Raw genomic sequence first — 20,884 nt, 5'->3', positions numbered from 1 at the left:
CCACCAGGCCTTTGGTCCCGGCCTCCCGGGCCTTTGTTCCGGCGGGCGCTTTATCCACTGACCGGGGTATTGTCAAGAGGTCGAGCCACACCAAAACCGCCAGACCAAAACCGACAGCCACAGCATGGACGGAGAGCACGCGTGACGCGCAGCGTGTATGTGACCGGGATCGAGCGGGGGGACGGCCGCCAGGTCGTCGAACTGGGGATCATGGAGCTCCTGACCCGGCAGACGGGCCGGGTCGGCGTCTACCGTCCGCTGCTGCACGACGCACCGGACCGCCTCTTCGACCTGCTCAAGGCCCGCTACCGGCTCGACCAGGACGCCTCGGCCGCCTACGGCATGGAGTACGGGGAGGCCGCCGCGGTCCTGGCCGAGAAGGGCACCGACGAGCTGGTCTCCACGCTCGTGGACCGCTACCACCGGGTGGCCCGCGACTACGAGGTCATGCTGGTCCTCGGCACCGACTACGCCGACACCAACCTCCCCGACGAGCTGGCCCTCAACGCCCGGCTCGCCAACGAGCTGGGCGCGGTCGTCATCCCCGTGGTGGGCGGCACCAAGCAGCCCGCCGGCGCCGTGAGCGCCGAGGCCCAGGGCGCCTACCGGGCCTACGAGGGCCTGGGCTGCCACGTGGTGGCGATGGTGGTCAACCGGGTCGCCGCGGCGGACCGGGACTCCATAGCCGAGCGGCTCGCCGCCCGTCTGCCCGTGCCCTGCTACGTCCTGCCGGACGACAAGACCCTCTCCGCGCCGACCGTCGCCCAGATCACCCGGGCCCTCGGCGGCGAGGTGCTGCTCGGCGACGACGCCGGGCTGGCGCGCGACGCCGTGGACTTCGTCTTCGGCGGTGCGATGCTGCCGAACTTCCTGGCCGCCCTGACCCCCGGCTGCCTGGTGGTCACCCCCGGGGACCGCGCCGACCTGGTCGTCGGAGCCCTGGCCGCGCACACCTCCGGCACCCCGCCGATCGCCGGCGTCCTGCTGACCCTGGGCGAGCGCCCGGGGCAGGACATCCTCACCCTCGCCTCGAAGCTGGCGCCCGGCACCCCGGTGGTCTCGGTGGCCGGCAACAGCTTCCCGACGGCTGCCGAACTCTTCTCCCTGCAGAGCCGTTTGAACTCCGCGACCCCGCGCAAGCTGGAGACCGCGCTCGGCCTCTTCGAACGCCACGTGGACACCGCCGAGCTGCGCGGCCTGCTGTCGGTGGCCCGCTCCGAGCGCGTCACCCCGATGATGTTCGAGCACGAGCTGCTGGAGCGGGCCCGCTCGGAGCGGCGGCGCGTGGTCCTGCCCGAGGGCACCGAGGAGCGGGTGCTGCGCGCCGCGGACGTGGTGCTGCGCCGGGGGGTCTGCGACCTGACCCTGCTGGGCGAGGAGCAGGCGATCCTCAAGAAGGCGGCCGACCTCGGCGTCGACATCTCGGGCGCGCAGCTCATCGACCCGGCGGACTCGCCCCTGCGGGAACGGTTCGCCGAGTACTACGCGCAGGCCCGCGCCCACAAGGGCATGACCGTCGAGCTGGCCCACGACGTGGTCACCGACGTCAACTACTTCGGCACGCTGATGGTCCAGGAGGGCCTGGCCGACGGCATGGTCTCCGGCGCGGTGCACTCCACCGCCGCGACCATCCGCCCGGCCTTCGAGATCATCAAGACCAAGCCGGAGGCCTCGATCGTCTCCTCCGTCTTCTTCATGTGCCTGGCCGACCAGGTCCTCGTGTACGGGGACTGCGCGGTCAACCCGGACCCGAACGCCGAGCAGCTCGCCGACATCGCCGTCCAGTCGGCGGCCACCGCCGCGGCCTTCGGCGTCGAGCCGCGGATCGCGATGCTGTCGTACTCCACCGGCACCTCCGGCTCCGGCGCGGACGTGGAGAAGGTCCGCAAGGCCACCGAGACCGTCCGCGAGCAGCGCCCGGACCTGCTGATCGAGGGGCCGATCCAGTACGACGCGGCCGTGGAGCCCTCGGTGGCGGCGACCAAGCTGCCCGGCTCCGAGGTGGCCGGCCGGGCGAGCGTGCTGATCTTCCCGGACCTGAACACGGGCAACAACACCTACAAGGCCGTGCAGCGTTCGGCGGGCGCCGTCGCGGTCGGCCCGGTCCTCCAGGGCCTGCGCAAGCCCGTCAACGACCTCTCGCGCGGGGCGCTCGTCCAGGACATCGTCACCACGGTGGCGATCACCGCGATCCAGGCGCAGTCCCAGGGCGCGGCAGCGCCCACCGCCTGACCCCGCCCCGCCTCCCCCGCATCCCTCCGTCCGAAGGAAAGACTCCCGCCGTGACCGCAACGCGCGTACTCGTCCTCAACTCCGGCTCCTCGTCGGTCAAGTACCAGCTCCTCGACATGGCCGACTCGTCCCGGCTGGCCGTGGGCCTGGTGGAGCGGATCGGGGAGGACGGCTCGCGCCTGGTCCACGAGCCGCTCGCCGGGCCGGGCGCCGCGGGCGGCAAGCGCGAACGGACCGGCGCGATCGCCGACCACGCGCAGGCGCTGCGGGCGGTGGCCGAGGAGCTGGCGGCGGACGGCCTGGGCCTGGACTCCCCCGAACTGGCCGCCGTGGGACACCGGGTGGTGCACGGCGGGACCCGGTTCACCGCCCCGACGGTGATCGACGACGAGGTGCTGGCGGAGATCCGCAGCCTGATCCCGCTGGCCCCGCTGCACAACCCGGCGAACGTGACCGGCATAGAGGTGGCCCGCGAGCTGCGCGCGGACCTCCCGCAGGTGGCCGTCTTCGACACGGCCTTCCACTCGACGATGCCGGAGCACGTGGCCCGGTACGCGATCGACGCGGCGACCGCCGAGAAGTACTCCATCCGGCGGTACGGCTTCCACGGCACCTCCCACGCCTACGTCTCCCGGGCCGCGGCCGCGCTGCTGGGCAAGCCGGTGGAGGAGGTCAACGTGATCGTGCTGCACCTGGGGAACGGGGCCTCCGCCTCGGCCGTGCGCGGCGGGGTGTGCGTGGAGACCTCGATGGGGCTGACCCCGCTGGAGGGGCTGGTCATGGGGACCCGCTCCGGGGACCTGGACCCGGCGGTGGTCTTCCACCTGGCGCGGGTGGGCGGGCTCTCGGTCGACGAGATCGACTCGCTGCTCAACAAGAAGAGCGGTCTGCTGGGTCTGTGCGGCGACAACGACATGCGCGAGGTGACCCGGCGGGCGGGCGAGGGCGACGAGTCGGCGCGCCTGGCGCTGGCGGCGTACGTGCACCGGCTGAAGAAGTACATCGGCGCCTACACGGCGGTGCTGGGCCGGGTGGACGCGGTGGTGTTCACGGCGGGCGTCGGCGAGAACGCCTCGGTGGTGCGGGAGGCGGCGGTTTCCGGACTGGAGGAGCTGGGGCTCGCGCTGGACCTGGAGGCGAACGCGGCGCGCTCCCCGGAGCCCCGGCTCATCTCGACGGACTACGCGCGGGTGGCGGTGGCCGTGGTGCCCACCGATGAGGAGCTGGAGATCGCCACCCAGGCGTACGCGCTGGTTACCAGGTAGTCACTTGGACTTTCCACCAGACGGAATATTCCGCTACGAAACAAACGGATAGGATCCGCTTCATGCGCCGTTCCAAAATCGTCTGCACGCTGGGCCCCGCCGTCGACTCGCTTGAGCAGCTGAAAGCACTCATCGAGGCAGGTATGAACGTGGCCCGATTCAACTTCAGCCACGGTTCCCAGGCAGAACACCAGGAGCGGTACGACCGCGTCCGGAGGGCTTGCGAGGAGACCGGGCGCGCGGTCGGCGTACTCGCCGACCTCCAGGGTCCGAAGATCCGTCTGGAGACCTTCGCCGAGGGTCCCGTCGAGCTGGTGCGCGGTGACGAGTTCACCATCACCACCGAGGACGTCCCGGGCGACAAGTCCATCTGCGGCACCACCTACAAGGGCCTCCCGGGCGACGTCGCCAAGGGTGACCAGATCCTGATCAACGACGGCAACGTCGAGCTGCGGGTGACCGAGGTCGAGGGCCCGCGGGTCAGGACCATCGTCATCGAGGGCGGTGTCATCTCGGACCACAAGGGCATCAACCTGCCGGGTGCCGCCGTGAACGTCCCCGCCCTGTCGGAGAAGGACGTCGACGACCTGCGCTTCGCCCTGCGGATGGGCTGCGACATGGTCGCCCTGTCCTTCGTCCGCGACGCCAACGACGTCAAGGACGTCCACCGCGTCATGGACGAGGAGGGCCGCCGGGTCCCCGTCATCGCCAAGGTGGAGAAGCCGCAGGCCGTCGAGAACATGGAGGCCGTGGTCGCGGCCTTCGACGCGGTCATGGTGGCCCGCGGCGACCTGGCCGTCGAGTACCCGCTCGAGAAGGTCCCGATGGTCCAGAAGCGGCTCATCGAGATGTGCCGCCGCAACGCCAAGCCGGTCATCGTCGCCACCCAGATGATGGAGTCGATGATCACCAACTCCCGCCCGACCCGCGCGGAGGCCTCCGACGTCGCCAACGCCATCCTCGACGGCGCCGACGCGGTCATGCTCTCCGCCGAGTCCTCGGTGGGCGCGTACCCGATCGAGACCGTCAAGACGATGTCGAAGATCGTCACGGCGGCCGAGGAGGAGCTCCTCTCCAAGGGCCTCCAGCCGCTGGTCCCGGGCAAGAAGCCGCGTACCCAGGGCGGCTCCGTCGCCCGCGCGGCCTGCGAGATCGCGGACTTCCTCGACGGCAAGGCCCTGGTCGCCTTCACCCAGTCCGGCGACACCGCCCGCCGCCTGTCCCGCTATCGCGCCCAGCAGCCGATCCTGGCGTTCACCACCGACGTGAACACCCGCAACCAGCTCACCCTGAGCTGGGGCGTCGAGTCCGCCGTCGTCCCGCACGCGGACAGCACCGACGCCATGGTCGACCTGGTCGACGCCGAGGTGCTGAAGCTCCAGCGCTTCAACCCGGGCGACACCATGATCATCACGGCCGGTTCTCCCCCCGGTGTCCCGGGCACGACCAACATGGTCCGCGTCCACCACCTGGGCGGCACCGCCCGCGACTGAGCCCCCGGGCCGCCCCACTCCGCCGCACAGAGACCGAGGGCGGCACCCCGGTCCCGTCACAGGGACCCGGGGTGCCGCCCTCGGTGCTTTCCGCTCGGATGCGGCGCGGCGTGGCGCGGACTAGCCCTCCGGCGGGCCGATGTAGTTGTGCAGGCCCGGGACCGTGAGGTTGCCGCCGAACTGGCCGGCCTGGACGACCTTGACGTTCGTGAAGAACGCGAAGGGGACGTTCAGGGGCGGCGGGCTGTTCGGGGTGAACTCGATCGGGATGAGCCCGAAGAGGTTGCCCTTGAGGCTCTCCGTGTACATCGTCACCTTGCCGTCGCGGATCTTGGACGTGGAGCCCGGGCGCGACTTCAGGTGGGCGACGTTCCCCGTCTTGCCGACCGTCTGGTAGAGGTCCTTGATGTCCAGCGAGTCCGCCGTGAACTTCAGGACCTTCTTGGTGTGCCCGCCGGCCGTCTTCACCTCGACGATGCCCTCGTAGTCCAGGCCGTAGAGGGTCAGCAGCGAGCTGTCCAGGTACCAGGGCTCGTCGGGCAGGAGCGGGATGCCCTGCTCCAGCTTCGCGTCGGCCAGGGCCTTGGCGTCGAAGGTGGGACAGGGGAAGGGCTGCTTGCCGTTCGGGTCCGCCGTGGTGGAGGGGGAGGGCGAGGCGCCGTCGGCCTTGTCGGTGTCCGCCTTGCCCGCGTCGTCCGCCGTCTTGCCCGTCTCGTCCTTCGGGGTCTTGACGGTGTCCTTGACCGACTGGGGCAGCTCCTCGACCGTGGCGCCGGCCTGGTGGGCGGCGTCGCGGATCGCGTCGGCCTGCGGGTCGGCGGCGGGGGCCTTCGGGGTGCTCGGCGTACTGGGGGCGGGCGCCGGCTTCTGCGCGCCCTGGAGGGGCCTGCCGAGGGCGTCCACCAGGCCCTTGAGGGCGTCGCCGACGCCCAGCGGGTCGAGCGGGTTCGTCGTCTTGGCCGCCGAGGGGGACGGGGAGGCACTGGCGGACGGCTTGGCCGCCGGGGTCTCCTGCTTGCGCTCCTTGGGGGCCTCGGGCTGCTTCGCCGACGGGGTCGCCGCGGGACTCGCACCGGGCTTGGGAGCCTTGCTCGCGTCCGGCGCGGGGCTCGCGCCCGGCGACGTACCGGGCGAGGGCGAGGCGGACGGGGAGCCGGACGGGGACGGCGAGGCCGACGGGGAGGGTTCGTCGGAGCGCGTCACGCACGGGCCGGGCGCGAAGGGGATCTCCTTGTCGTCGGCCAGGGCCAGCTTGGGGGCCATGCCCATCCCGACGAGCACGGCCGTCGGCATCGCCGCGAGCGCCATCGTCTTGCCGACGGGTATCTGGAGCTTGTTCAGCAGCGACTTCCTGGGCGCCGCGTGGCGGCCCCTTCTCTCACGGGACTCTGCACCGGGGGCCACGCCCCGCTGCGTCTCGTCACCCCGCACTGTTCCTCCCGCCATCGGCGTGGGCAGTCTTCTCGGTCACGTACGGCGTTTCCGTCTCACGGGGAGCCGGGATGCCCTGGAAGGGGTCCGGCAGGTCGTGCGCCTGCTCCGCGTCGCCCTCGTGGGGCTCCTCCTCCACGGGCACTCCGGGCGCCCAGGACAGTGCGAGGGCACCGCCGACCAGGGAGCAGAGGAAGCCGATGAAGAAACCGCCGAGGTTGGACACCGGGATCGACACCAGGGCCAGCAGGATCGCGGCGACGCCCGCGAAGACGCGGATGCCCTTCTGGAACCAGACGGCCAGTCCCAGCGTGATCAGCAGGACGCCGATGATCAGCGAACCGGACCCGGCCGTCGTCGCCATCGCGAGGGTGATGTTGCCCAGCCGGACGTCCGCGTAGGGGAAGTAGGCGATGGGTACACCACCGAGAAGGGTGAACAGACCCGCCCAGAAGGGACGCTGGCCCCGCCAGGCGCGAAACCGGTAGTACACGACGGTGAGCCAGTGGTCGTCTGCGGCGCGAACCGGGGCCTCGGGGTTCATGGACAACAGCTCCCTGAAAACGGTGGTACGGAGAACTCTGTGGAGCCCGGACGGGCGCACGACGGCGACCGCCGCCGCCCGCCCGGTCACCTCACAGGACGGAACCGGCCTACTTCTCGTCCTGGTAGCACGGCTGGTTGCCGCTCAGCAGACGCAGCTTGAGGTCGGGCAGGGTGAAGGTACCCGCCGTCGTCGCCCACGCCTTCTGACGGACGTTCGTCAGCGTGGCCGTCTTGGCCCGCTGCGAGAACAGGCCGTTGTCCGCGACCGTGCCGGGGACCGGCTTGGTCGTGTGGCTGCCGTCGCCCACCGCGACACCGATGTCGAGCTGGTCGAACTTGGCGTCCGCGTCCAGCTCGGCCACGTCGAGGTAGAGGTTGGTGGCCTCGGCCGAGCGGCCCTTGTTGCCGGTGCGCAGCTGCAGCGTGATGGCCCCGCCGAGGACCGGCACCGGGGTGACCAGCGACTGGCACATGTTCGTGATCTTGGCGGAGCTGAAGCCGGAGATGGTCACCGGGTGGTGGGCCGTCTCCTTCGAACCCAGCGTGGCACCGTCGGCGACGCTGCCGTACTGGATCAGGTCATGGCCGACGAGCTCGTCGGCCGACACCTTGAAGTCCTGGCCGGAAACGCTGAACGAGGCCGCGAGGGCGCCCTGCGCCAGACCCACACCGACCGCGGCCGTGGCCGCGATGGACGGCACCATGACGAGCGCGAAGCGCTTCCATCTGGTCCCGCCACGAACCTGAGAACTCATTTCGTTCCTCCTTCTCGGACGTACATCTCCGGTCCGGACAGAGCCCGGCCTGGGATGGGAGAAGTGCTACGTCCTCGGGAAGGAGCGCAGGCGGCCGAGCCGCGGCGCAGCCGCGTCCGATACACCGGCGATCACCCCCGAGCGACAACCACTGGGCCACGCGTTCGCGCAACCTGGAGGACAGGCCCTGCCGGTGTGGCAGAGACCCCCCTGTCCACGGCCGGTGTGCGTGCCACCGGCCCACCCGGTGGGGACCCTCCACCGCGGCCGCCGGATGAGCGGCTCTACGGGAAGGACCGAGCGTCGCCGATCGTGGTCCATTCCAGGCCGGGGCACAAGGGGGGTCGTTACTCGCGGGTAACGGCTGGGTAACCGGAGGGCTGCCCTACGGCACACAGCGGCCACACAGGGTGTCACCCTGGGCCACGACAGAAGGGGTGAAGAAGGAACCAACCGGACAGTTCACGGGGCTCCATTTACTGCGAGTAACAGCGGCCACGATTGCCAAGTTTTGGCAAAGCGCGGCCGCTGTTTATCTCTGTGTCAACAAATCGCCGGTCACCCGGCGGTGCGCCGCTCCAGCCGGGGCCCGGCGGCGCTCCAGACGGCGGCCGCGCTCAGAAGAGGACGCGTGCCAGCGCCGTGCGGGCCGCGGTCACCCGCGGGTCGTCGGCGCCGATCACCTCGAACAGCTCCAGCAGTCGCACCCGTACGGAGTCCCGGTCGTCGCCCGCCGTCACCCGCACGGTGTCCACCAGGCGGGAGAAGGCGTCCGCCACGTGACCGCCGGCCAGGTCCAGGTCGGCCGCGGCCATCTGGGCGGCGGGGTCGCGCGGGTTCTCGGCGGCGGCGGCGCGCACCGTCTGCGGGTTCATGTGCTGCACCCGGGAGAGCAGTTCGGCCTGGGCCAGGCCCAGCTTGGCCTCGCTGTTGGCCGGGTCGTCCGCGAGCACGTTCTTGTACGCCTGCACGGCGCCGCCCAGGTCGCCCGCGTCCAGCGCGGCGACCGCCGCCTCCAGCAGCGCGTCGTACGGGCCGGCCGGCACGGGGGCCGGGGCCGCGGGTGCGCCCGCGGCGTCGGGGTCGACCTGGAGGCCGAGGATGCCGAAGCGCTCCTCGGCGACCTGGACCAGCTGGGCCAGGGTCTCGCGGATCTGCTGCTCGGGGGCCACGCCCTGGAACAGCGGCAGCACCTGGCCGGCGACCACGGCGAACACGGCCGGGATGCCCTGGATACCGAACTGCTGCATCAGCATCTGATTGGCGTCGACGTCGATCTTCGCCAGGACGAAGCGTCCGTTCGCCTCGACGGCCAGCCGCTCCAGGAGCGGGCCGAGCTGCTTGCACGGCTCGCACCACTCGGCCCAGAAGTCGAGGACGACCGGGACCTCGTTGGACAGCTGGAGGACGTCGCTCTCGAAGCCGGCCTCGCTGACGTCGATGACGAGAGCGGACGGCGGGACCGCGCCGCCGGGCGCGCCGCCGCCGGCCTGGCGGGCCGCCTCCGCGCGGGCCTGCTCGGCCTTCGCCTTGGCTTCGCCGGCCGCCTTCACCGCGGCGAGGTCGACGACGCCGCTCATGGACATGTTTCTGGGCTGCATGCGTACATCCTCCCCCGTGTGCGCGCGCCGACGAAAAGGATCCCGGAAGATCCCGTGCGAAACCTCGTCCCCGACGGTTTCGCGTGGTGTTGCTCTTGCCCTGCGTTGTGGTGGCGCCGGGTCCCCACCTGGCGCCGGTAGCTCTTCGCGTGGTTGCCGCTCTTACGCTACGAGCCGTAGCGTAACTCCCCCGGGCGCCGGGCGCTCCGTGATCTGAACCACAGCGCCGGGGCCCCCGACGGTTCCGCTACTGACGGGTATGGTCTCGGCCATGCGCAACCCGTGCTCCCGCACCACCCACCGGCCCGGCCGCACCGGCCGCCCCCGCAGCGCGGCGGCGGACGCGGCGATCCTCGCGGCGACGCGGGACGCGCTGGTGGAACTGGGCTGGTCGAAGCTGACCATGGGGGACGTCTCGGCCCGGGCCGGGGTCGCGAAGACCACCCTCTACCGGCGCTGGGCGGGCAAGAACGAGCTGGTCGTGGACGCGGTGGCGGAGCTGTTCGACGCGCTGGAGCTGCCCGACCGGGGCTCGCTGGAAGCGGACATCGAGTACGTGGTCCTGCAGTTCGCGGAGCTGCTGCGGCGCCCGGAGGCCCGGACGGCCCTGATGGCGGTGGTCGCCGAGTCCACCCGGGACGAGGCGCTGCGGGACCGGATCCGGTCGGCGATCGTGGACCGGCAGAAACGTCTCGTCGTACTGGGTCGCGAACGGGCGCAGGCCCGCGGGGAACTCCCGTACGAGGAGGACCAGTCCCTCGCCGGGCACACCACGGACCTGATCTTCGACGTGATCGCGGGCACGGTGGTGCACCGGGCGCTGGTCAGCTCCGAGCCGGTGGACGAGGGCTGGGTGGCGGCCTTCACCGCGCTGCTGATGCACGGGCTGACGGCCCGCGCCTGAGGCGCCCGGAGCACGCGCAGGGCCGGCCGCGGGCTCCCCGTGGGGAACCGCGCGGCCGGCCCTGGGCACCGGCGGACGGGGCTAGAAGCCCGGGGGCTCGGTGTAGGTGCCCCACTCGTCGCGCAGGACGTTGCAGATCTCGCCCATCGTGGCCTCGGCCCGCACCGCGTCCAGCATGGCCGGGATCATGTTCGAACCGTCCCGGGCGGCGTCCAGCATCGCCGCCAGCGCGGCCGTGACCCTGGCGTCGTCGCGGCGCTCCTTGCGGGCGGCGAGCACGCGCACCTGCTCGCGCTCGACCTCGTGGCTGACGCGGAGGATCTCCAGGTCGCCGGTGACCGAGCCGTGGTGGACGTTGACCCCGACGACGCGCTTCTCGCCCTTCTCCAGGGCGCGCTGGTACTGGAAGGCCGACTCGGCGATCTCGCCGGTGAACCAGCCGTCCTCGATGCCGCGCAGGATGCCCGAGGTGATGGGGCCGATCGGGTGCTGCCCGTCCGGGTGGGCGCGCAGGCCGCGTTCCTTGATCTGGTCGAAGATCTTCTCGGCGTCGGCCTCGATGCGGTCCGTGAGCTGCTCGACGTACCAGGAGCCGCCCAGCGGGTCGGCGACGTTGGCGACGCCGGTCTCCTCCATCAGCACCTGCTGGGTGCGCAGCGCGATCTCGGCGGCCTGCTCACTGGGCAGGGCGAGGGTCTCGTCGAGGGCGTTGGTGTGCAGGGAGTTGGTGCCGCCGAGGACGGCCGCGAGGGCCTCGACGGCAGTGCGCACCACGTTGTTGTAGGGCTGCTGGGCCGTGAGGGAGACGCCGGCGGTCTGCGTGTGGAAGCGCAGCCACATCGACTTCTCGTTCTTGGCGCCGTACACCTCCTTCATCCAGCGGGCCCAGATCCGGCGGGCGGCGCGGAACTTGGCGATCTCCTCGAAGAAGTCGAGGTGCGCGTCGAAGAAGAAGGAGAGGCCGGGCGCGAAGTGGTCCACGTCCAGGCCGCGGGAAAGGCCGAGTTCCACGTAGCCGAAGCCGTCGGCGAGGGTGTAGGCGAGCTCCTGCGCGGCCGTGGCCCCGGCCTCGCGGATGTGGTACCCGGAGACGGACAGCGGCTTGTAGGCCGGGATGCCGTTCGCGCAGTACTCGATCAGGTCGCCGATCAGGCGCAGGTGCGGCTCGGGTTCGAAGAGCCACTCCTTCTGCGCGATGTACTCCTTGAAGATGTCCGTCTGGAGGGTGCCGTTGAGCACGGACGGGTCGACGCCCTGCCGTTCGGCGGCGACGAGGTACATGCAGAAGGCGGGGACCGCCGGGCCGGAGATGGTCATCGAGGTGGTCACGTCACCGAGCGGGATGTCCTTGAAGAGGACCTCCATGTCGGCGGCGGAGTCGATGGCGACGCCGCAGTGCCCGACCTCGCCCAGCGAGCGCGGGTCGTCGGAGTCGCGGCCCATCAGGGTGGGCATGTCGAAGGCGACCGAGAGCCCGCCGCCTCCGGCGGCCAGGATCATCTTGTAGCGCTCGTTGGTCTGCTCGGCGTTGCCGAAGCCCGCGAACTGCCGGATGGTCCACGTGCGCCCGCGGTAGCCGGTGGCGTGCAGGCCGCGGGTGTAGGGGTACTCCCCCGGCCATCCGATGCGCTCGAAGCCCTCGTAGGCGTCTCCGGGCCGGGGGCCGTAGACGGGGTCGACCTCATCGCCGGAGAGCGTGGTGAAGTCCGCGTCCCGCTTGCGGGCCTTGTCATAACGGGCCTGCCAGCGGCGGCGGCCCTCCTCGATGGCGTCAGCGTCCATGCCTTTGAATTTACTAGGACGTCCTAGTAAATGTCGATGGCAAACCCCCGGGGAGTCTTCCCCAGGGGTGTGATGTCGAGCGTCGCTGCAGTCCCGCGCGAGCGGGCCCGGACGCCGCTACGCGCCGACGGTGACCGGGGCGTCCGCGACCAGCGGCTCCACCTCGGCGCGCACGCCGCGCTCGACGAAGAAGGCGGCCAGCGGGATCGTGCCCGACGCCAGGACCCACAGCAGCTTGCCGAAGGGCCACTTGGCCTTGGAGCCGAGGTCGAAGGCGAAGACCAGGTAGATCATGAAGAGCACGCCGTGGACCTGCGAGACCGCGAGGGTCAGGTCGGCGCCGGTGTCGAAGCCGTACTTCGCCACCATGCAGGCACAGAGGATCAGGAGCATGACCGCGGTCACGTAGGCCATGACGCGGTAGCGGGTCAGCACGCTTCGTTTCATGCCGTCGAGCGTAACCGCCCGATTTGCTCGATCTTGACGCACCCCGGCGCTCAGCCCTCCTCGAAGTCGCCGGCGGCCACCCGCAGCGGCCTGAGCAGGGCGAAGATCTCCGCGCACTCCTCGGCGTCGTAGACCCCGAGGCCGAAGTCGACCGCCATCAGGTCCTTGGTCGCCGCCTCGACGACCTCGCGGCCCTTCTCCGTGATCGAGGCGAGCGTGCCGCGCCCGTCCTGCGGGTTGGGCCGCTTGGCCACCAGCCCGGACCTCACCAGCCGGTCCACGGTGTTCGTCACCGAGGTCGGGTGGACCATCAGGCGCTCGCCGATCTTCGACATCGGCAGCTCCCCCGCCTGGGAGAACGTGAGCAGCACGAGCGCCTCGTACCGGGCGAAGGTCAGGCCGTACGGCTTGACCACCGCGTCGACCTCGCCGAGCAGGATCTGGTGCGCGCGCATGATCGAGGTGATCGCGGCCATGGACGGCACGGGCCCCCAGCGCTGGCGCCACAGCTCGTCGGCGCGGGCGATGGGATCGAAGGGGAGGCTGAGCGGCTTCGGCATCCACCAGACCCTACCGGGCGGTTCATTTCCGGTGCCGCCCGTCTCACTCTTCGGCCCGCCCGGCACGGGCCCCGGTGGCGCGGAGCTCCGCGAGCAGGACGAGGATGACGAGGGTGCCGAGCACGGCCGACCCGGCCACGACGGCATGGGCGGGGAAGACCTCGGCGGCGGCTCCGGCCAGCGCCATGCCCACCCCCTGGAGGGTCATCACCCCGGTGCTCAGCAGGGTCATCGCCCGGCCCCGCAGCTCGTCGGGGACGGCGTCCACGTACATCCGGTCGACGCCGAGGGCATGGGCGTGCGCCAGCCCGGCCAGGACCAGCGCCACCGCGACGGCGACGGGGCCGGGGCGGAGCGCATACAGGAGGAGGGGGAGCAGGCAGACGGCGGCCAGCGGGGCGGTGATCCGCGCCCGCGTCCGCGCGGTGAGGGCGGAGCCGGCCCAGAGTTCACCCGCGATGGTGCCCACGGGAAGGGCGCACATCAGGATCCCGAGGGTGACGGTCCCGGCGCCGATGCCGTCGGCGTAGGGGGTGAGCAGGGCCTCCGGGACGACGGTGAAGGCGGACGGCATCCAGCACAGCAGGGTCAGGGCGCGCAGCCGGCGGTTCCCGAACACGGCGCGCAGCCCGCCGAGCGCGGAATGCCGGACGGCCCCGGCGCGGGCGGGCCGGGGGCGGGTGCCCAGGCGCAGCAGCAGGGCGGAGGCCAGGAACCCGGCGGCGGTGAGGGCGATCGCCCCGCGCGGGGCCGTGACGGTCAGCAGCAGGCCGCCGAGGCCGAAGCCGGTGAGCTGGGCACTCTGCGCGACCATCCGCAGCAGCGACCGGCCGAGGACGAAGGCCTCGCCGGAGCCGAGGATGTCGGCGAGGGAGGCGCTGCGGGCGCCCTGGAAGAGCGGCGCGACGAAGGCCATGGCGCAGCGCAGGACGAGGATCCCCGCGATCGGCGTGCCCGGCCAGACCATGGCCGCCGCGCAGGCGGCGCACAGCAGGTCGCAGGCGGTGAGCACCCGCCGGGCGGGGTACCGGTCGGCGATCCCGGCGAGCAGAGTGCCGCCGAAGGCGTAGGGGAGGAAGCCGAGGGCGAAGGTGAGCGCGCTCATCAGGGGTGAGCCGGTGGCGCGGTAGACCAGGACGGTGAGGGAGATCTCGGCGACGACGACGCCGAGCACGGACATCAGGTGCGCGGCGAAGACGGCGGGGAACTCGGGGACGCGGAACACGTCCCGGTAACCGGCCCCCGCGGCGGCGGGTCCGGCGTCCCCCGCAGCGGGCGGCGCCCCGGCGGCCGGGGACGCGGCGGGGCGGCGGCCCGGCGTCACGTCGGGCCCGGCACCCGGGGCGCCGGACGCGGCGGGGCGGGGGGCGGTGCGGGGGGCGGGCCCGCCGGCGGGGACTTCGGAGTCGGTCGGCATGCGCCACAGCCTTCCGGGGCCGGGGCCGGGGGTGCAGTGATTCGCGTGGGGACGAATGTTGCGGCAGAGTCCCCCGGTCGGCACCGTCGGCGCGTACACGAGGAAGGCGGCCGGGCATGGGACTGCTCCACCACTTCGGGCACGAGGACCTGCTGCGCTGCCGGTTCGCGCTGTCGCCCCTGTGGGAGACCCAGGAGGCGGTGCGCACCCTCAAGCGCCCCGACCGGCAGGGCTACCACCTGCCCTGGCTGCGCGGGATCCGCGCCGCGGCCGCGGGGCTGGACCTGCGGCCGCTGTGGCTGCTGATGCCCCGGCGCGGGCACAGCACGGACTTCGTCAGCCCGCCGCCGGCGGGACCGGGCGTCTCCTTCGCGGAGGAGCTGGCCCTGGTCCGCGCGGCGGACCCGGACGAGGCGCGCGAGGACATGCGCCGCTCCCTGGCCTGCACCCCGGGCGCGCTCGACAGCGAGCTGGGCCGTTACCTGCTCGCGGACCCCGCCCGGTCCGTACGGGAGCTGGCCGACCTCTTGGAGCGGGCCTGGACGGCGCTGGTCGAGCCGCACTGGCCGCGGCTGCGGGCCCTGCTGGAGGCGGACGTCCTCTTCCACACCCGCCGGCTCGCCGCCGGCGGGCTGGAGGCCCTCTTCGACGGGCTCCACCCGGACGTCTCCTGGGACTCCGCCTCTCTCACCCTGACCATCGAGCGGCCCTCCCACCACGCGCGGGTCCTGGGCGGCCAGGGGCTGCTGCTGATGCCGAGCGCCTTCGTCTGGCCGCAGATCGCGGGCGGCTTCGAACCGCCCTGGCAGCCGACCGTGGTCTACGCGGCCCGGGGCATCGGCGCCCTGTGGACCCCGGTACGGCAGGACACCCCGGCCGCTCTCGCCCGGCTGCTGGGCCGGGCCCGGGCCGACGTGCTGTGCGCCCTGGAGGAGCCGGCGTCCACCACGGCGCTGGCCCACCGGCTGGGCCTGGCCGCGTCCACGGTCTCGGCCCATCTGAAGGTGCTTCAGGAGGCGGGCCTGCTGATCTCCGCCCGCCACGGCCACCAGGTCCGCTACGAGCGCACCCCGCTGGCCATAGCCCTGGCCTCGGGCGCCCCGGCGGACTGACCCCGGGACGTGCGCGAGCGCCCCCCGCCGGAAAGGGGCGGGGGGCGCTCGCGGAAGCGGCTTCGGGGGGCGGGGTCAGTCCCGCGCGAGGTGGCGTTCGACCGTTTCGACCTTCGAGGTGATGCCGTCGGTGACGCCAGGGCGGATGTCGGCCTTCAAGATGAAGGAGACCCTCGGGGCGCGCTCCTCCACTGCGGCCACGGCACGCCGGACGACGTCCATCACCTCGTCCCACTCACCTTCCACGGTGGTGAACATGGCGTCGGTGCGGTTCGGCAGCCCGGACTCGCGCACCACGCGCACCGCGTCGGCGACGTACTCGCCGACCTCCTCACCCACCCCCAGCGGGGTCACCGAGAACGCGACGATCACGCCCGGGCCGCCTCACGCGCGCGGGCGGCGACGACGCTGTCGGCCTCGTCCCGCTTGAGCAGCCGGTCGCCGTAGAGCCCGCCGAACGGCAGCAGCGCCAGCAGGAAGAAGAGGGCGACCTTCTTCAGCGGCCACTTCGCCTTGTTCCACACGTCCAGCAGGAAGACCGCGTAGATGACGAACAGGATCCCGTGCAGGATGCCCAGCGGCATCATCAGGTAGTCGATGTCCGAGATCCGGCTCAGCAGGGAGCCGAAGATCAGCAGGGCCGGGAACGACAGCGCCTCCGGGACGGAGATGAGGCGCAGCCGGTGCAGGGCGGAGGCGGTCTTGATGTCCACGTGGAACCTTCGGGGCCGGGGACCGGGGGGGCCGTTCCAGTGTCTCAGCCGCTCCTGGGGATCTTCGGGCGGGGGGCCGGAAGCCCCAACCCCGGCGAATGTGGCGCATATCGGCCTCCGGACCCTGTTCGGTGCCGCCCGGTGCCGATACCGTCATCCCCGTGGCTCAGTTCCGACTCCAAGGCAGCAAGGTGCTGGCCGTCGAGCTGACCGGGGACGCCGTGAAAGCGAAGAACGGCTCCATGGTCGCGTACGACGGGCAGATGGCCTTCAAGAAGATGACGGGCGGCGGCGAAGGCCTCCGCGGAATGGTGACGCGCCGGCTCACCGGCGAGCAGATGACCGTGATGGAGGTACAGGGGCACGGCACCTGCTATTTCGCGGACCGTGCGAGTGAGATCAACCTGGTGAACCTGCACGGGGAGAAGCTGTACGTCGAGTCCAGCAACCTGCTGTGCACCGACTCCTCCCTGCGCACCGGCACGACGTTCACCGGCCTGCGCGGCGCGAGCACCGGCAACGGGCTCTTCACGACGACCGTGGAGGGCTCCGGCCAGGCGGCGATCATGTCCGACGGCCCGGCGGTGGTGCTGCGCGTCAGCGCCCAGTACCCCCTCTCGGTGGACCCGGGCGCGTACATCGCCCACACCGGCAACCTCCAGCAGTCCTTCCAGTCGGGGATCACCTTCCGCACCCTGATCGGCGAGGGCTCCGGCGAGGCGTTCCAGATCCGGTTCGAGGGCGAGGGCCTGGTGTACGTGCAGCCCAGCGAGCGCAACACGATCGGGGGTGACATCTGATGCCGTTCCGCGAGATCAACTCGAAGATGGTCGAGGCCCAGGTGGTCCCCGGGCAGAAGATGTACAGCCAGCGCGGGGCGATGCTCGCCTACCGCGGCGAGGTGTCCTTCACCCCGAGCATCACCGGCGGCCAGGGCGGCGTCATGGGCATGATCGGGCGCCGGGTGGCGAACGAGCAGACCCCGCTGATGGAGGTGGAGGGCAGCGGCACGGTGATGTTCGGCCACGGCGGCCACCACATCCAGGTGATCAACCTCCAGGGCGACACCCTCTACGTGGAGGCGGACCGGCTGCTCGCCTTCGACGGCACCCTCCAGCAGGGCACGATGTTCATGGGCTCGCAGGGCGGGGTCATGGGCATGGTGCGCGGCCAGGTGACGGGGCAGGGCCTGTTCACCACCACCCTCAAGGGCCACGGCGCGGTCGCCGTGATGGCCCACGGCGGGGTCATCGAGCTCCCCATCACCCCGAACCGGCCGGTCCACGTCGACCCGCAGGCGTACGTGGCCCACCACGGGGACGTCAGGAACAAGCTCTCCACCGCGCTCGGCTGGCGGGACATGGTGGGGCGCGGCTCGGGCGAGGCGTTCCAGCTGGAACTGTCCGGCCAGGGCGCGGTCTACGTACAGGCCTCGGAGGAGAAGCTGTGAACTTTGGCCCCGTGAGCGGCGGGCCGGGCGGTCCGACGGTCTTCGACCCGTACACGCTGCCCTCCGACGACAACGTGAACAAGTACACCTTCTGCGTGGAGCTCAAGGGGAACCAGTGGTTCCTGCAGAAGGGCAAGATGATCTCGTACTACGGGCGCATCGAGTTCAACGGCATCGGCCACGGCCGCTTCGACCGGCTGCTGCGCACCAGCTTCCACTCGCCGCTGCACGCGAGCGACTGGGTGGTGGCGGAGGGCCAGGGCAAGATGCTGCTGGCCGACCGCGCCTTCGACGTGAACTCCTACGACCTGGACGACGGCAACCTGACCATCCGGTCGGGCAACCTGCTGGCGTACCAGCCCTCCCTCGCGCTGAAGCAGTCGATCGTGCCGGGTTTCCTCACGCTGATCGGAACCGGGAAGTTCGTCGCGGCGTCCAACGGTCCGGTGGTCTTCATGGAGCCGCCGCTGCGCGTGGACCCGCAGGCGCTGGTGGGCTGGGCTGACTGCCCCTCCCCGTGCCACCACTACGACCACGGCTACATGTCCGGCGTGATCGGCGGGCTGCGCGCGCTGACGGGTCTCGGCGGCGCCTCGGGCGAGGAGCACCAGTTCGAGTTCGTCGGGGCGGGCACGGTGCTGCTGCAGTCGAGCGAGATGCTGATGGCGGAGCAGTCGGTCGGCGCGGTGGGCGCCGGCGCGGCCACGGGGAACGCGCAGGGCGTTCCGGGGGCCGGTCAGGGTCCGCTGGGGCAGCTGGGGGTGCCGCGGATGCCGGGGCAGCTCGGCGACCTGCAGCGGCGGCTGGGCCTGTGAGGCGCCTCACGCTTCGCGGGCCGAGAAGATCTTCCTATTTTTGTACGTAATTCAACTTCTTAGGTAGAGTTCATTCATGGAGACGATGGAGACCGAGACGGCCACCCGCTGGCTCACCGAAGCCGAACAGTGCGCCTGGCGCACCCACCTGGACGTCAGCAGACTGCTGATGCACCAGCTGGAAAAGGATCTCCAGCCCTTCGGACTCACCAACAACGACTACGAGATCCTGGTGAACCTCTCGGAGTCGGAGGGCCACCGGATGCGCATGAGCGACCTGGCCACCGCCACCCTGCAGTCCAAGAGTCGGCTGTCCCACCAGATCACCCGCATGGAGACCGCCGGCCTGGTGCGGCGGGTCAACTGCGAGTCCGACCGGCGGGGGCTGTACGCCGTGCTCACCGACGAGGGCATGGAGACCATGCGCAAGGTCGCCCCGCACCACGTGGCGTCCGTCCGGGAGCACTTCATCGACCTGCTCCCCCCGGAGGCCCTGCAGGCCCTGCGCACCTCGCTGGCCCCCGTCGCGGAACACCTGCGCGGCACCCGCGGCAAGATCTGAACCCGGCGCTCAAGGCGCCGTACCCGGCGGTCGGCCGGAGAATGGGCGGTACAGCTCATCGCCGGCCGAACGCCGGGCAACCGCATGCGCTCCGGCCGGCCCTAGGAGGTCCAGCCATGAAGCGCACCCTGTATGTCTCTGCGGCCGTGTCCGTGGCCCTGGTGGCGGGAGGCCCGGTGGCGGCCGCGGCAGCGGTATCCGCCGACGCGGCGAGAACCGTTCCCGCCGCCACCGCCGCCCGTGCCGACGTCGACGCCCAGGGGGCCGCTGCGGCGGCCCTGAAGCACTACCCGGGCTACGTCGAGTCCCTCGACCAGGACGGTTCGGTCTGGCACGTGAACGTGATCGGCAAGGACGGCAAGGGCCATGCCGAGCTGGAGGTGAACGCCGCGAGCGGAGCCGTCACCCAGCGCAACCAGGACCACGACGAGGACAGCGGCGAGTACAAGGCGCTGATCGCCGCCAAGGTCACCGCCGACCAGGCCATGAAGGCGGCACTCGCCGCGCACCCGGGCCAGGTCCGTTCGCTCGACTGGGACGACGACGATGACAACGGCCGCGCCCCGTACTGGCACGTCGAGATCAAGGCCACCGACGGCACCACCGCGAACGTCGACGTGAACGCCACGACGGCCCAGGTCACCCCGTCCCACTCGGACTCGAACGACAACGACGAAAACGGCAACGGCAACGGCAACGACAACGACGGAAGCGACGGTTCCTGAGCGCCGCCGGCGGTCGGGGCGCGGGGTCCGGGGCACCGCCCCGGAACACGGATGAAGGGCGGGGCGGGGAGAGAGAACCCCCCGCCCCGCCCCCGAGGGCTCAGCCCTCGGTCAGGCTCTCCAGCAGCGCGTCGGCCGCCGCGTACGGGTCCAGCTCGCCTGCGGCGACCTTCCCGGCCAGCGCCCCCAGATGCGCGTCCCCGTGCAGGTCGGCCAGCCGGCTCCGCAGGGCGGTGATCGCGATGGTCTCCACCTCGCGCGCCGCCCGCGCGGTCCGGCGCTCGGCCAGCACCCCGCGCTCGTCCATCCACGCCCGGTGCTTCTCCAGCTGTTCGACCAGCTCGTCGATGCCCTGGGCCCGGGCCGCGACCGTCTTGACGATCGGCGGGCGCCAGTCGCCGGGCCCCCGGGCCTCGCCCAGGCCCAGCATGTGGTTCAGCTCCCGGGCGGTCGCGTCCGCGCCGTCCCGGTCGGCCTTGTTGACCACGTACACGTCGCCGATCTCCAGGATGCCCGCCTTCGCGGCCTGGATCCCGTCGCCCATCCCGGGCGCGAGCAGCACCACCGAGGTGTCGGCCTGCGAGGCGATCTCCACCTCCGACTGCCCGACACCGACCGTCTCGACCAGGATCACGTCGCAGCCGGCCGCGTCCAGGACGCGGATCGCCTGCGGCGCCGCCCACGCGAGCCCGCCCAGGTGCCCCCGGGTGGCCATGGAGCGGATGTAGACCCCCGGGTCGGAGGCGTGGTCCGACATCCGGACCCGGTCACCGAGCAGGGCCCCGCCCGAGAAGGGCGAAGACGGGTCCACCGCGAGCACGCCGACCCGCTTGCCGGCCTTGCGGTAGGCCGTGACCAGGGCCGAGGTCGAGGTCGACTTGCCGACCCCCGGGGAGCCGGTCAGCCCGACCACGTACGCGCCGCCCGTGAGCGGGGCCAGGGCGGCCATGACCTCGCGCAGGTGCGGGGACGCCCCCTCGACCAGCGAGATCAGCCGGGCAACCGCCCGCGGCCGGCCCTCGCGGGCCTGCGCCACCAGCGCGGGGACGTCCACCGTCACCATCAGCGCAGCAC

Annotated in this window: 21 protein-coding genes; 10 read left to right on the top strand and 11 right to left on the bottom strand. The window is 71.8% G+C overall.

Going from position 1 to position 20,884, the window contains the following annotated elements; all coding sequences use genetic code 11:
* Positions 1-141: 141 nt before the first annotated feature.
* From pta to pyk, 3 genes are all read left to right on the top strand, one after another.
* Positions 142-2,232, top strand: a complete 2,091-nt coding sequence (pta, locus tag B4U46_RS24490) for a phosphate acetyltransferase (protein ID WP_079429829.1) — start codon at positions 142-144, stop codon at positions 2,230-2,232.
* A gap of 50 nt (positions 2,233-2,282) precedes the next feature.
* The gene (locus B4U46_RS24485; RefSeq protein ID WP_079429828.1) at positions 2,283-3,497 is read left to right on the top strand and encodes an acetate kinase; all 1,215 of its coding nucleotides are present in this window, start codon (positions 2,283-2,285) and stop codon (positions 3,495-3,497) included.
* Between the two features lie 62 nt (positions 3,498-3,559).
* On the top strand, positions 3,560-4,990 hold the full coding sequence (gene pyk, locus B4U46_RS24480) for a pyruvate kinase (protein WP_079429827.1): 1,431 nt from the start codon (positions 3,560-3,562) through the stop codon (positions 4,988-4,990).
* A 120-nt stretch (positions 4,991-5,110) separates the two neighbouring features.
* On the opposite strand, the gene B4U46_RS24475 is transcribed toward pyk, so the two are convergent.
* The 4 genes from B4U46_RS24475 to B4U46_RS24455 all read right to left on the bottom strand — a co-directional run bounded on the left by B4U46_RS24475 (position 5,111) and on the right by B4U46_RS24455 (position 9,323).
* Complete coding sequence (locus tag B4U46_RS24475; protein ID WP_079429826.1) at positions 5,111-6,421, bottom strand: hypothetical protein; 1,311 nt, start codon at positions 6,419-6,421, stop codon at positions 5,111-5,113.
* On the bottom strand, positions 6,411-6,965 hold the full coding sequence (locus tag B4U46_RS24470) for a DUF6114 domain-containing protein (RefSeq protein ID WP_079429825.1): 555 nt from the start codon (positions 6,963-6,965) through the stop codon (positions 6,411-6,413). The genes B4U46_RS24475 and B4U46_RS24470 overlap by 11 nt, the downstream gene beginning before the upstream one ends.
* 109 nt (positions 6,966-7,074) lie before the next feature.
* On the bottom strand, positions 7,075-7,722 hold the full coding sequence (locus B4U46_RS24465; RefSeq protein ID WP_079429824.1) for a DUF6230 family protein: 648 nt from the start codon (positions 7,720-7,722) through the stop codon (positions 7,075-7,077).
* Positions 7,723-8,339: 617 nt separating this feature from the next.
* Positions 8,340-9,323, bottom strand: a complete 984-nt coding sequence (locus tag B4U46_RS24455) for a tetratricopeptide repeat protein (protein ID WP_079429823.1) — start codon at positions 9,321-9,323, stop codon at positions 8,340-8,342.
* A 271-nt stretch (positions 9,324-9,594) separates the two neighbouring features.
* Here B4U46_RS24455 and B4U46_RS24450 point away from each other — a divergent pair, with 271 nt between their 5' ends.
* Positions 9,595-10,227 (top strand): TetR/AcrR family transcriptional regulator, encoded by a 633-nt coding sequence (locus B4U46_RS24450; protein WP_100864102.1) that lies wholly within the window; start codon positions 9,595-9,597, stop codon positions 10,225-10,227.
* 81 nt (positions 10,228-10,308) lie between these two features.
* Here B4U46_RS24450 and B4U46_RS24445 read toward each other — a convergent pair whose 3' ends face one another.
* From B4U46_RS24445 to B4U46_RS24430, 4 genes are all read right to left on the bottom strand, one after another.
* The gene (locus tag B4U46_RS24445; protein ID WP_079429821.1) at positions 10,309-12,009 is read right to left on the bottom strand and encodes an acyl-CoA mutase large subunit family protein; all 1,701 of its coding nucleotides are present in this window, start codon (positions 12,007-12,009) and stop codon (positions 10,309-10,311) included.
* A gap of 117 nt (positions 12,010-12,126) precedes the next feature.
* Positions 12,127-12,456, bottom strand: a complete 330-nt coding sequence (locus B4U46_RS24440) for a DUF3817 domain-containing protein (RefSeq protein ID WP_045948372.1) — start codon at positions 12,454-12,456, stop codon at positions 12,127-12,129.
* 50 nt (positions 12,457-12,506) lie between these two features.
* Entirely contained in the window at positions 12,507-13,016 is a 510-nt protein-coding gene (locus B4U46_RS24435) for a MarR family winged helix-turn-helix transcriptional regulator (protein ID WP_079429820.1), read from the bottom strand.
* A gap of 43 nt (positions 13,017-13,059) precedes the next feature.
* A complete protein-coding gene (locus B4U46_RS24430; protein WP_079429819.1) occupies positions 13,060-14,433 on the bottom strand; it encodes an MFS transporter in 1,374 nt (457 codons plus the stop codon).
* A 116-nt stretch (positions 14,434-14,549) separates the two neighbouring features.
* Here B4U46_RS24430 and B4U46_RS24425 point away from each other — a divergent pair, with 116 nt between their 5' ends.
* Entirely contained in the window at positions 14,550-15,545 is a 996-nt protein-coding gene (locus B4U46_RS24425; protein WP_079429818.1) for an ArsR/SmtB family transcription factor, read from the top strand.
* A 75-nt stretch (positions 15,546-15,620) separates the two neighbouring features.
* Here B4U46_RS24425 and B4U46_RS24420 read toward each other — a convergent pair whose 3' ends face one another.
* Together B4U46_RS24420 and B4U46_RS24415 are read right to left on the bottom strand one after the other, a co-directional pair.
* Entirely contained in the window at positions 15,621-15,917 is a 297-nt protein-coding gene (locus B4U46_RS24420) for an MTH1187 family thiamine-binding protein (protein WP_079429817.1), read from the bottom strand.
* Positions 15,914-16,258: a DUF3817 domain-containing protein gene (locus B4U46_RS24415; RefSeq protein WP_079429816.1), complete on the bottom strand. Its 345-nt coding sequence runs from the start codon at positions 16,256-16,258 to the stop codon at positions 15,914-15,916. The genes B4U46_RS24420 and B4U46_RS24415 overlap by 4 nt, the downstream gene beginning before the upstream one ends.
* Before the next feature lie 161 nt (positions 16,259-16,419).
* On the opposite strand from B4U46_RS24415, the gene B4U46_RS24410 reads away from it, so the two are divergent.
* From B4U46_RS24410 to B4U46_RS24390, 5 genes are all read left to right on the top strand, one after another.
* The gene (locus B4U46_RS24410) at positions 16,420-17,058 is read left to right on the top strand and encodes an AIM24 family protein (protein WP_079431962.1); all 639 of its coding nucleotides are present in this window, start codon (positions 16,420-16,422) and stop codon (positions 17,056-17,058) included.
* Positions 17,058-17,708, top strand: coding sequence for an AIM24 family protein (locus B4U46_RS24405; protein WP_079429815.1), 651 nt, complete (start codon positions 17,058-17,060; stop codon positions 17,706-17,708). The genes B4U46_RS24410 and B4U46_RS24405 overlap by 1 nt, the downstream gene beginning before the upstream one ends.
* 11 nt (positions 17,709-17,719) lie before the next feature.
* Entirely contained in the window at positions 17,720-18,523 is an 804-nt protein-coding gene (locus B4U46_RS24400; protein ID WP_079429814.1) for an AIM24 family protein, read from the top strand.
* Positions 18,524-18,608: 85 nt separating this feature from the next.
* Positions 18,609-19,085 carry a MarR family winged helix-turn-helix transcriptional regulator gene (locus B4U46_RS24395; RefSeq protein ID WP_079429813.1) on the top strand — a complete coding sequence of 159 codons (477 nt, stop codon included), beginning with the start codon at positions 18,609-18,611 and terminating at the stop codon, positions 19,083-19,085.
* Between the two features lie 116 nt (positions 19,086-19,201).
* The gene (locus tag B4U46_RS24390; RefSeq protein ID WP_107438311.1) at positions 19,202-19,810 is read left to right on the top strand and encodes a PepSY domain-containing protein; all 609 of its coding nucleotides are present in this window, start codon (positions 19,202-19,204) and stop codon (positions 19,808-19,810) included.
* Between the two features lie 100 nt (positions 19,811-19,910).
* Here B4U46_RS24390 and meaB read toward each other — a convergent pair whose 3' ends face one another.
* Positions 19,911-20,873 (bottom strand): methylmalonyl Co-A mutase-associated GTPase MeaB, encoded by a 963-nt coding sequence (gene meaB / locus B4U46_RS24385; RefSeq protein ID WP_079429811.1) that lies wholly within the window; start codon positions 20,871-20,873, stop codon positions 19,911-19,913.
* Positions 20,874-20,884 lie beyond the last annotated feature (11 nt).

Source organism: Streptomyces katrae (assembly GCF_002028425.1).
GTDB classification, from domain to species: Bacteria; Actinomycetota; Actinomycetes; order Streptomycetales; family Streptomycetaceae; genus Streptomyces; species Streptomyces katrae_A.
Note: the sequence above shows the minus strand (reverse complement) of the source record. Positions and strands in the feature narration are given on the sequence as shown.

What these genes read in the sequence shown, in the direction of transcription:
- pyk (WP_079429827.1), top strand. Translation starts at nt 3,560, where the DNA reads ATGCGCCGTTCCAAAATCGTCTGCACGCTGGGCCCCGCCGTCGACTCG.
- B4U46_RS24470 (WP_079429825.1), bottom strand. Translation starts at nt 6,965, where the DNA reads ATGAACCCCGAGGCCCCGGTTCGCGCCGCAGACGACCACTGGCTCACC.
- B4U46_RS24465 (WP_079429824.1), bottom strand. Translation starts at nt 7,722, where the DNA reads ATGAGTTCTCAGGTTCGTGGCGGGACCAGATGGAAGCGCTTCGCGCTC.
- B4U46_RS24455 (WP_079429823.1), bottom strand. Translation starts at nt 9,323, where the DNA reads ATGCAGCCCAGAAACATGTCCATGAGCGGCGTCGTCGACCTCGCCGCG.
- B4U46_RS24450 (WP_100864102.1), top strand. Translation starts at nt 9,595, where the DNA reads ATGCGCAACCCGTGCTCCCGCACCACCCACCGGCCCGGCCGCACCGGC.
- B4U46_RS24445 (WP_079429821.1), bottom strand. Translation starts at nt 12,009, where the DNA reads ATGGACGCTGACGCCATCGAGGAGGGCCGCCGCCGCTGGCAGGCCCGT.
- B4U46_RS24440 (WP_045948372.1), bottom strand. Translation starts at nt 12,456, where the DNA reads ATGAAACGAAGCGTGCTGACCCGCTACCGCGTCATGGCCTACGTGACC.
- B4U46_RS24435 (WP_079429820.1), bottom strand. Translation starts at nt 13,016, where the DNA reads ATGCCGAAGCCGCTCAGCCTCCCCTTCGATCCCATCGCCCGCGCCGAC.
- B4U46_RS24430 (WP_079429819.1), bottom strand. Translation starts at nt 14,433, where the DNA reads ATGCCGACCGACTCCGAAGTCCCCGCCGGCGGGCCCGCCCCCCGCACC.
- B4U46_RS24425 (WP_079429818.1), top strand. Translation starts at nt 14,550, where the DNA reads ATGGGACTGCTCCACCACTTCGGGCACGAGGACCTGCTGCGCTGCCGG.
- B4U46_RS24405 (WP_079429815.1), top strand. Translation starts at nt 17,058, where the DNA reads ATGCCGTTCCGCGAGATCAACTCGAAGATGGTCGAGGCCCAGGTGGTC.
- B4U46_RS24395 (WP_079429813.1), top strand. Translation starts at nt 18,609, where the DNA reads ATGGAGACCGAGACGGCCACCCGCTGGCTCACCGAAGCCGAACAGTGC.
- B4U46_RS24390 (WP_107438311.1), top strand. Translation starts at nt 19,202, where the DNA reads ATGAAGCGCACCCTGTATGTCTCTGCGGCCGTGTCCGTGGCCCTGGTG.
- meaB (WP_079429811.1), bottom strand. Translation starts at nt 20,873, where the DNA reads ATGGTGACGGTGGACGTCCCCGCGCTGGTGGCGCAGGCCCGCGAGGGC.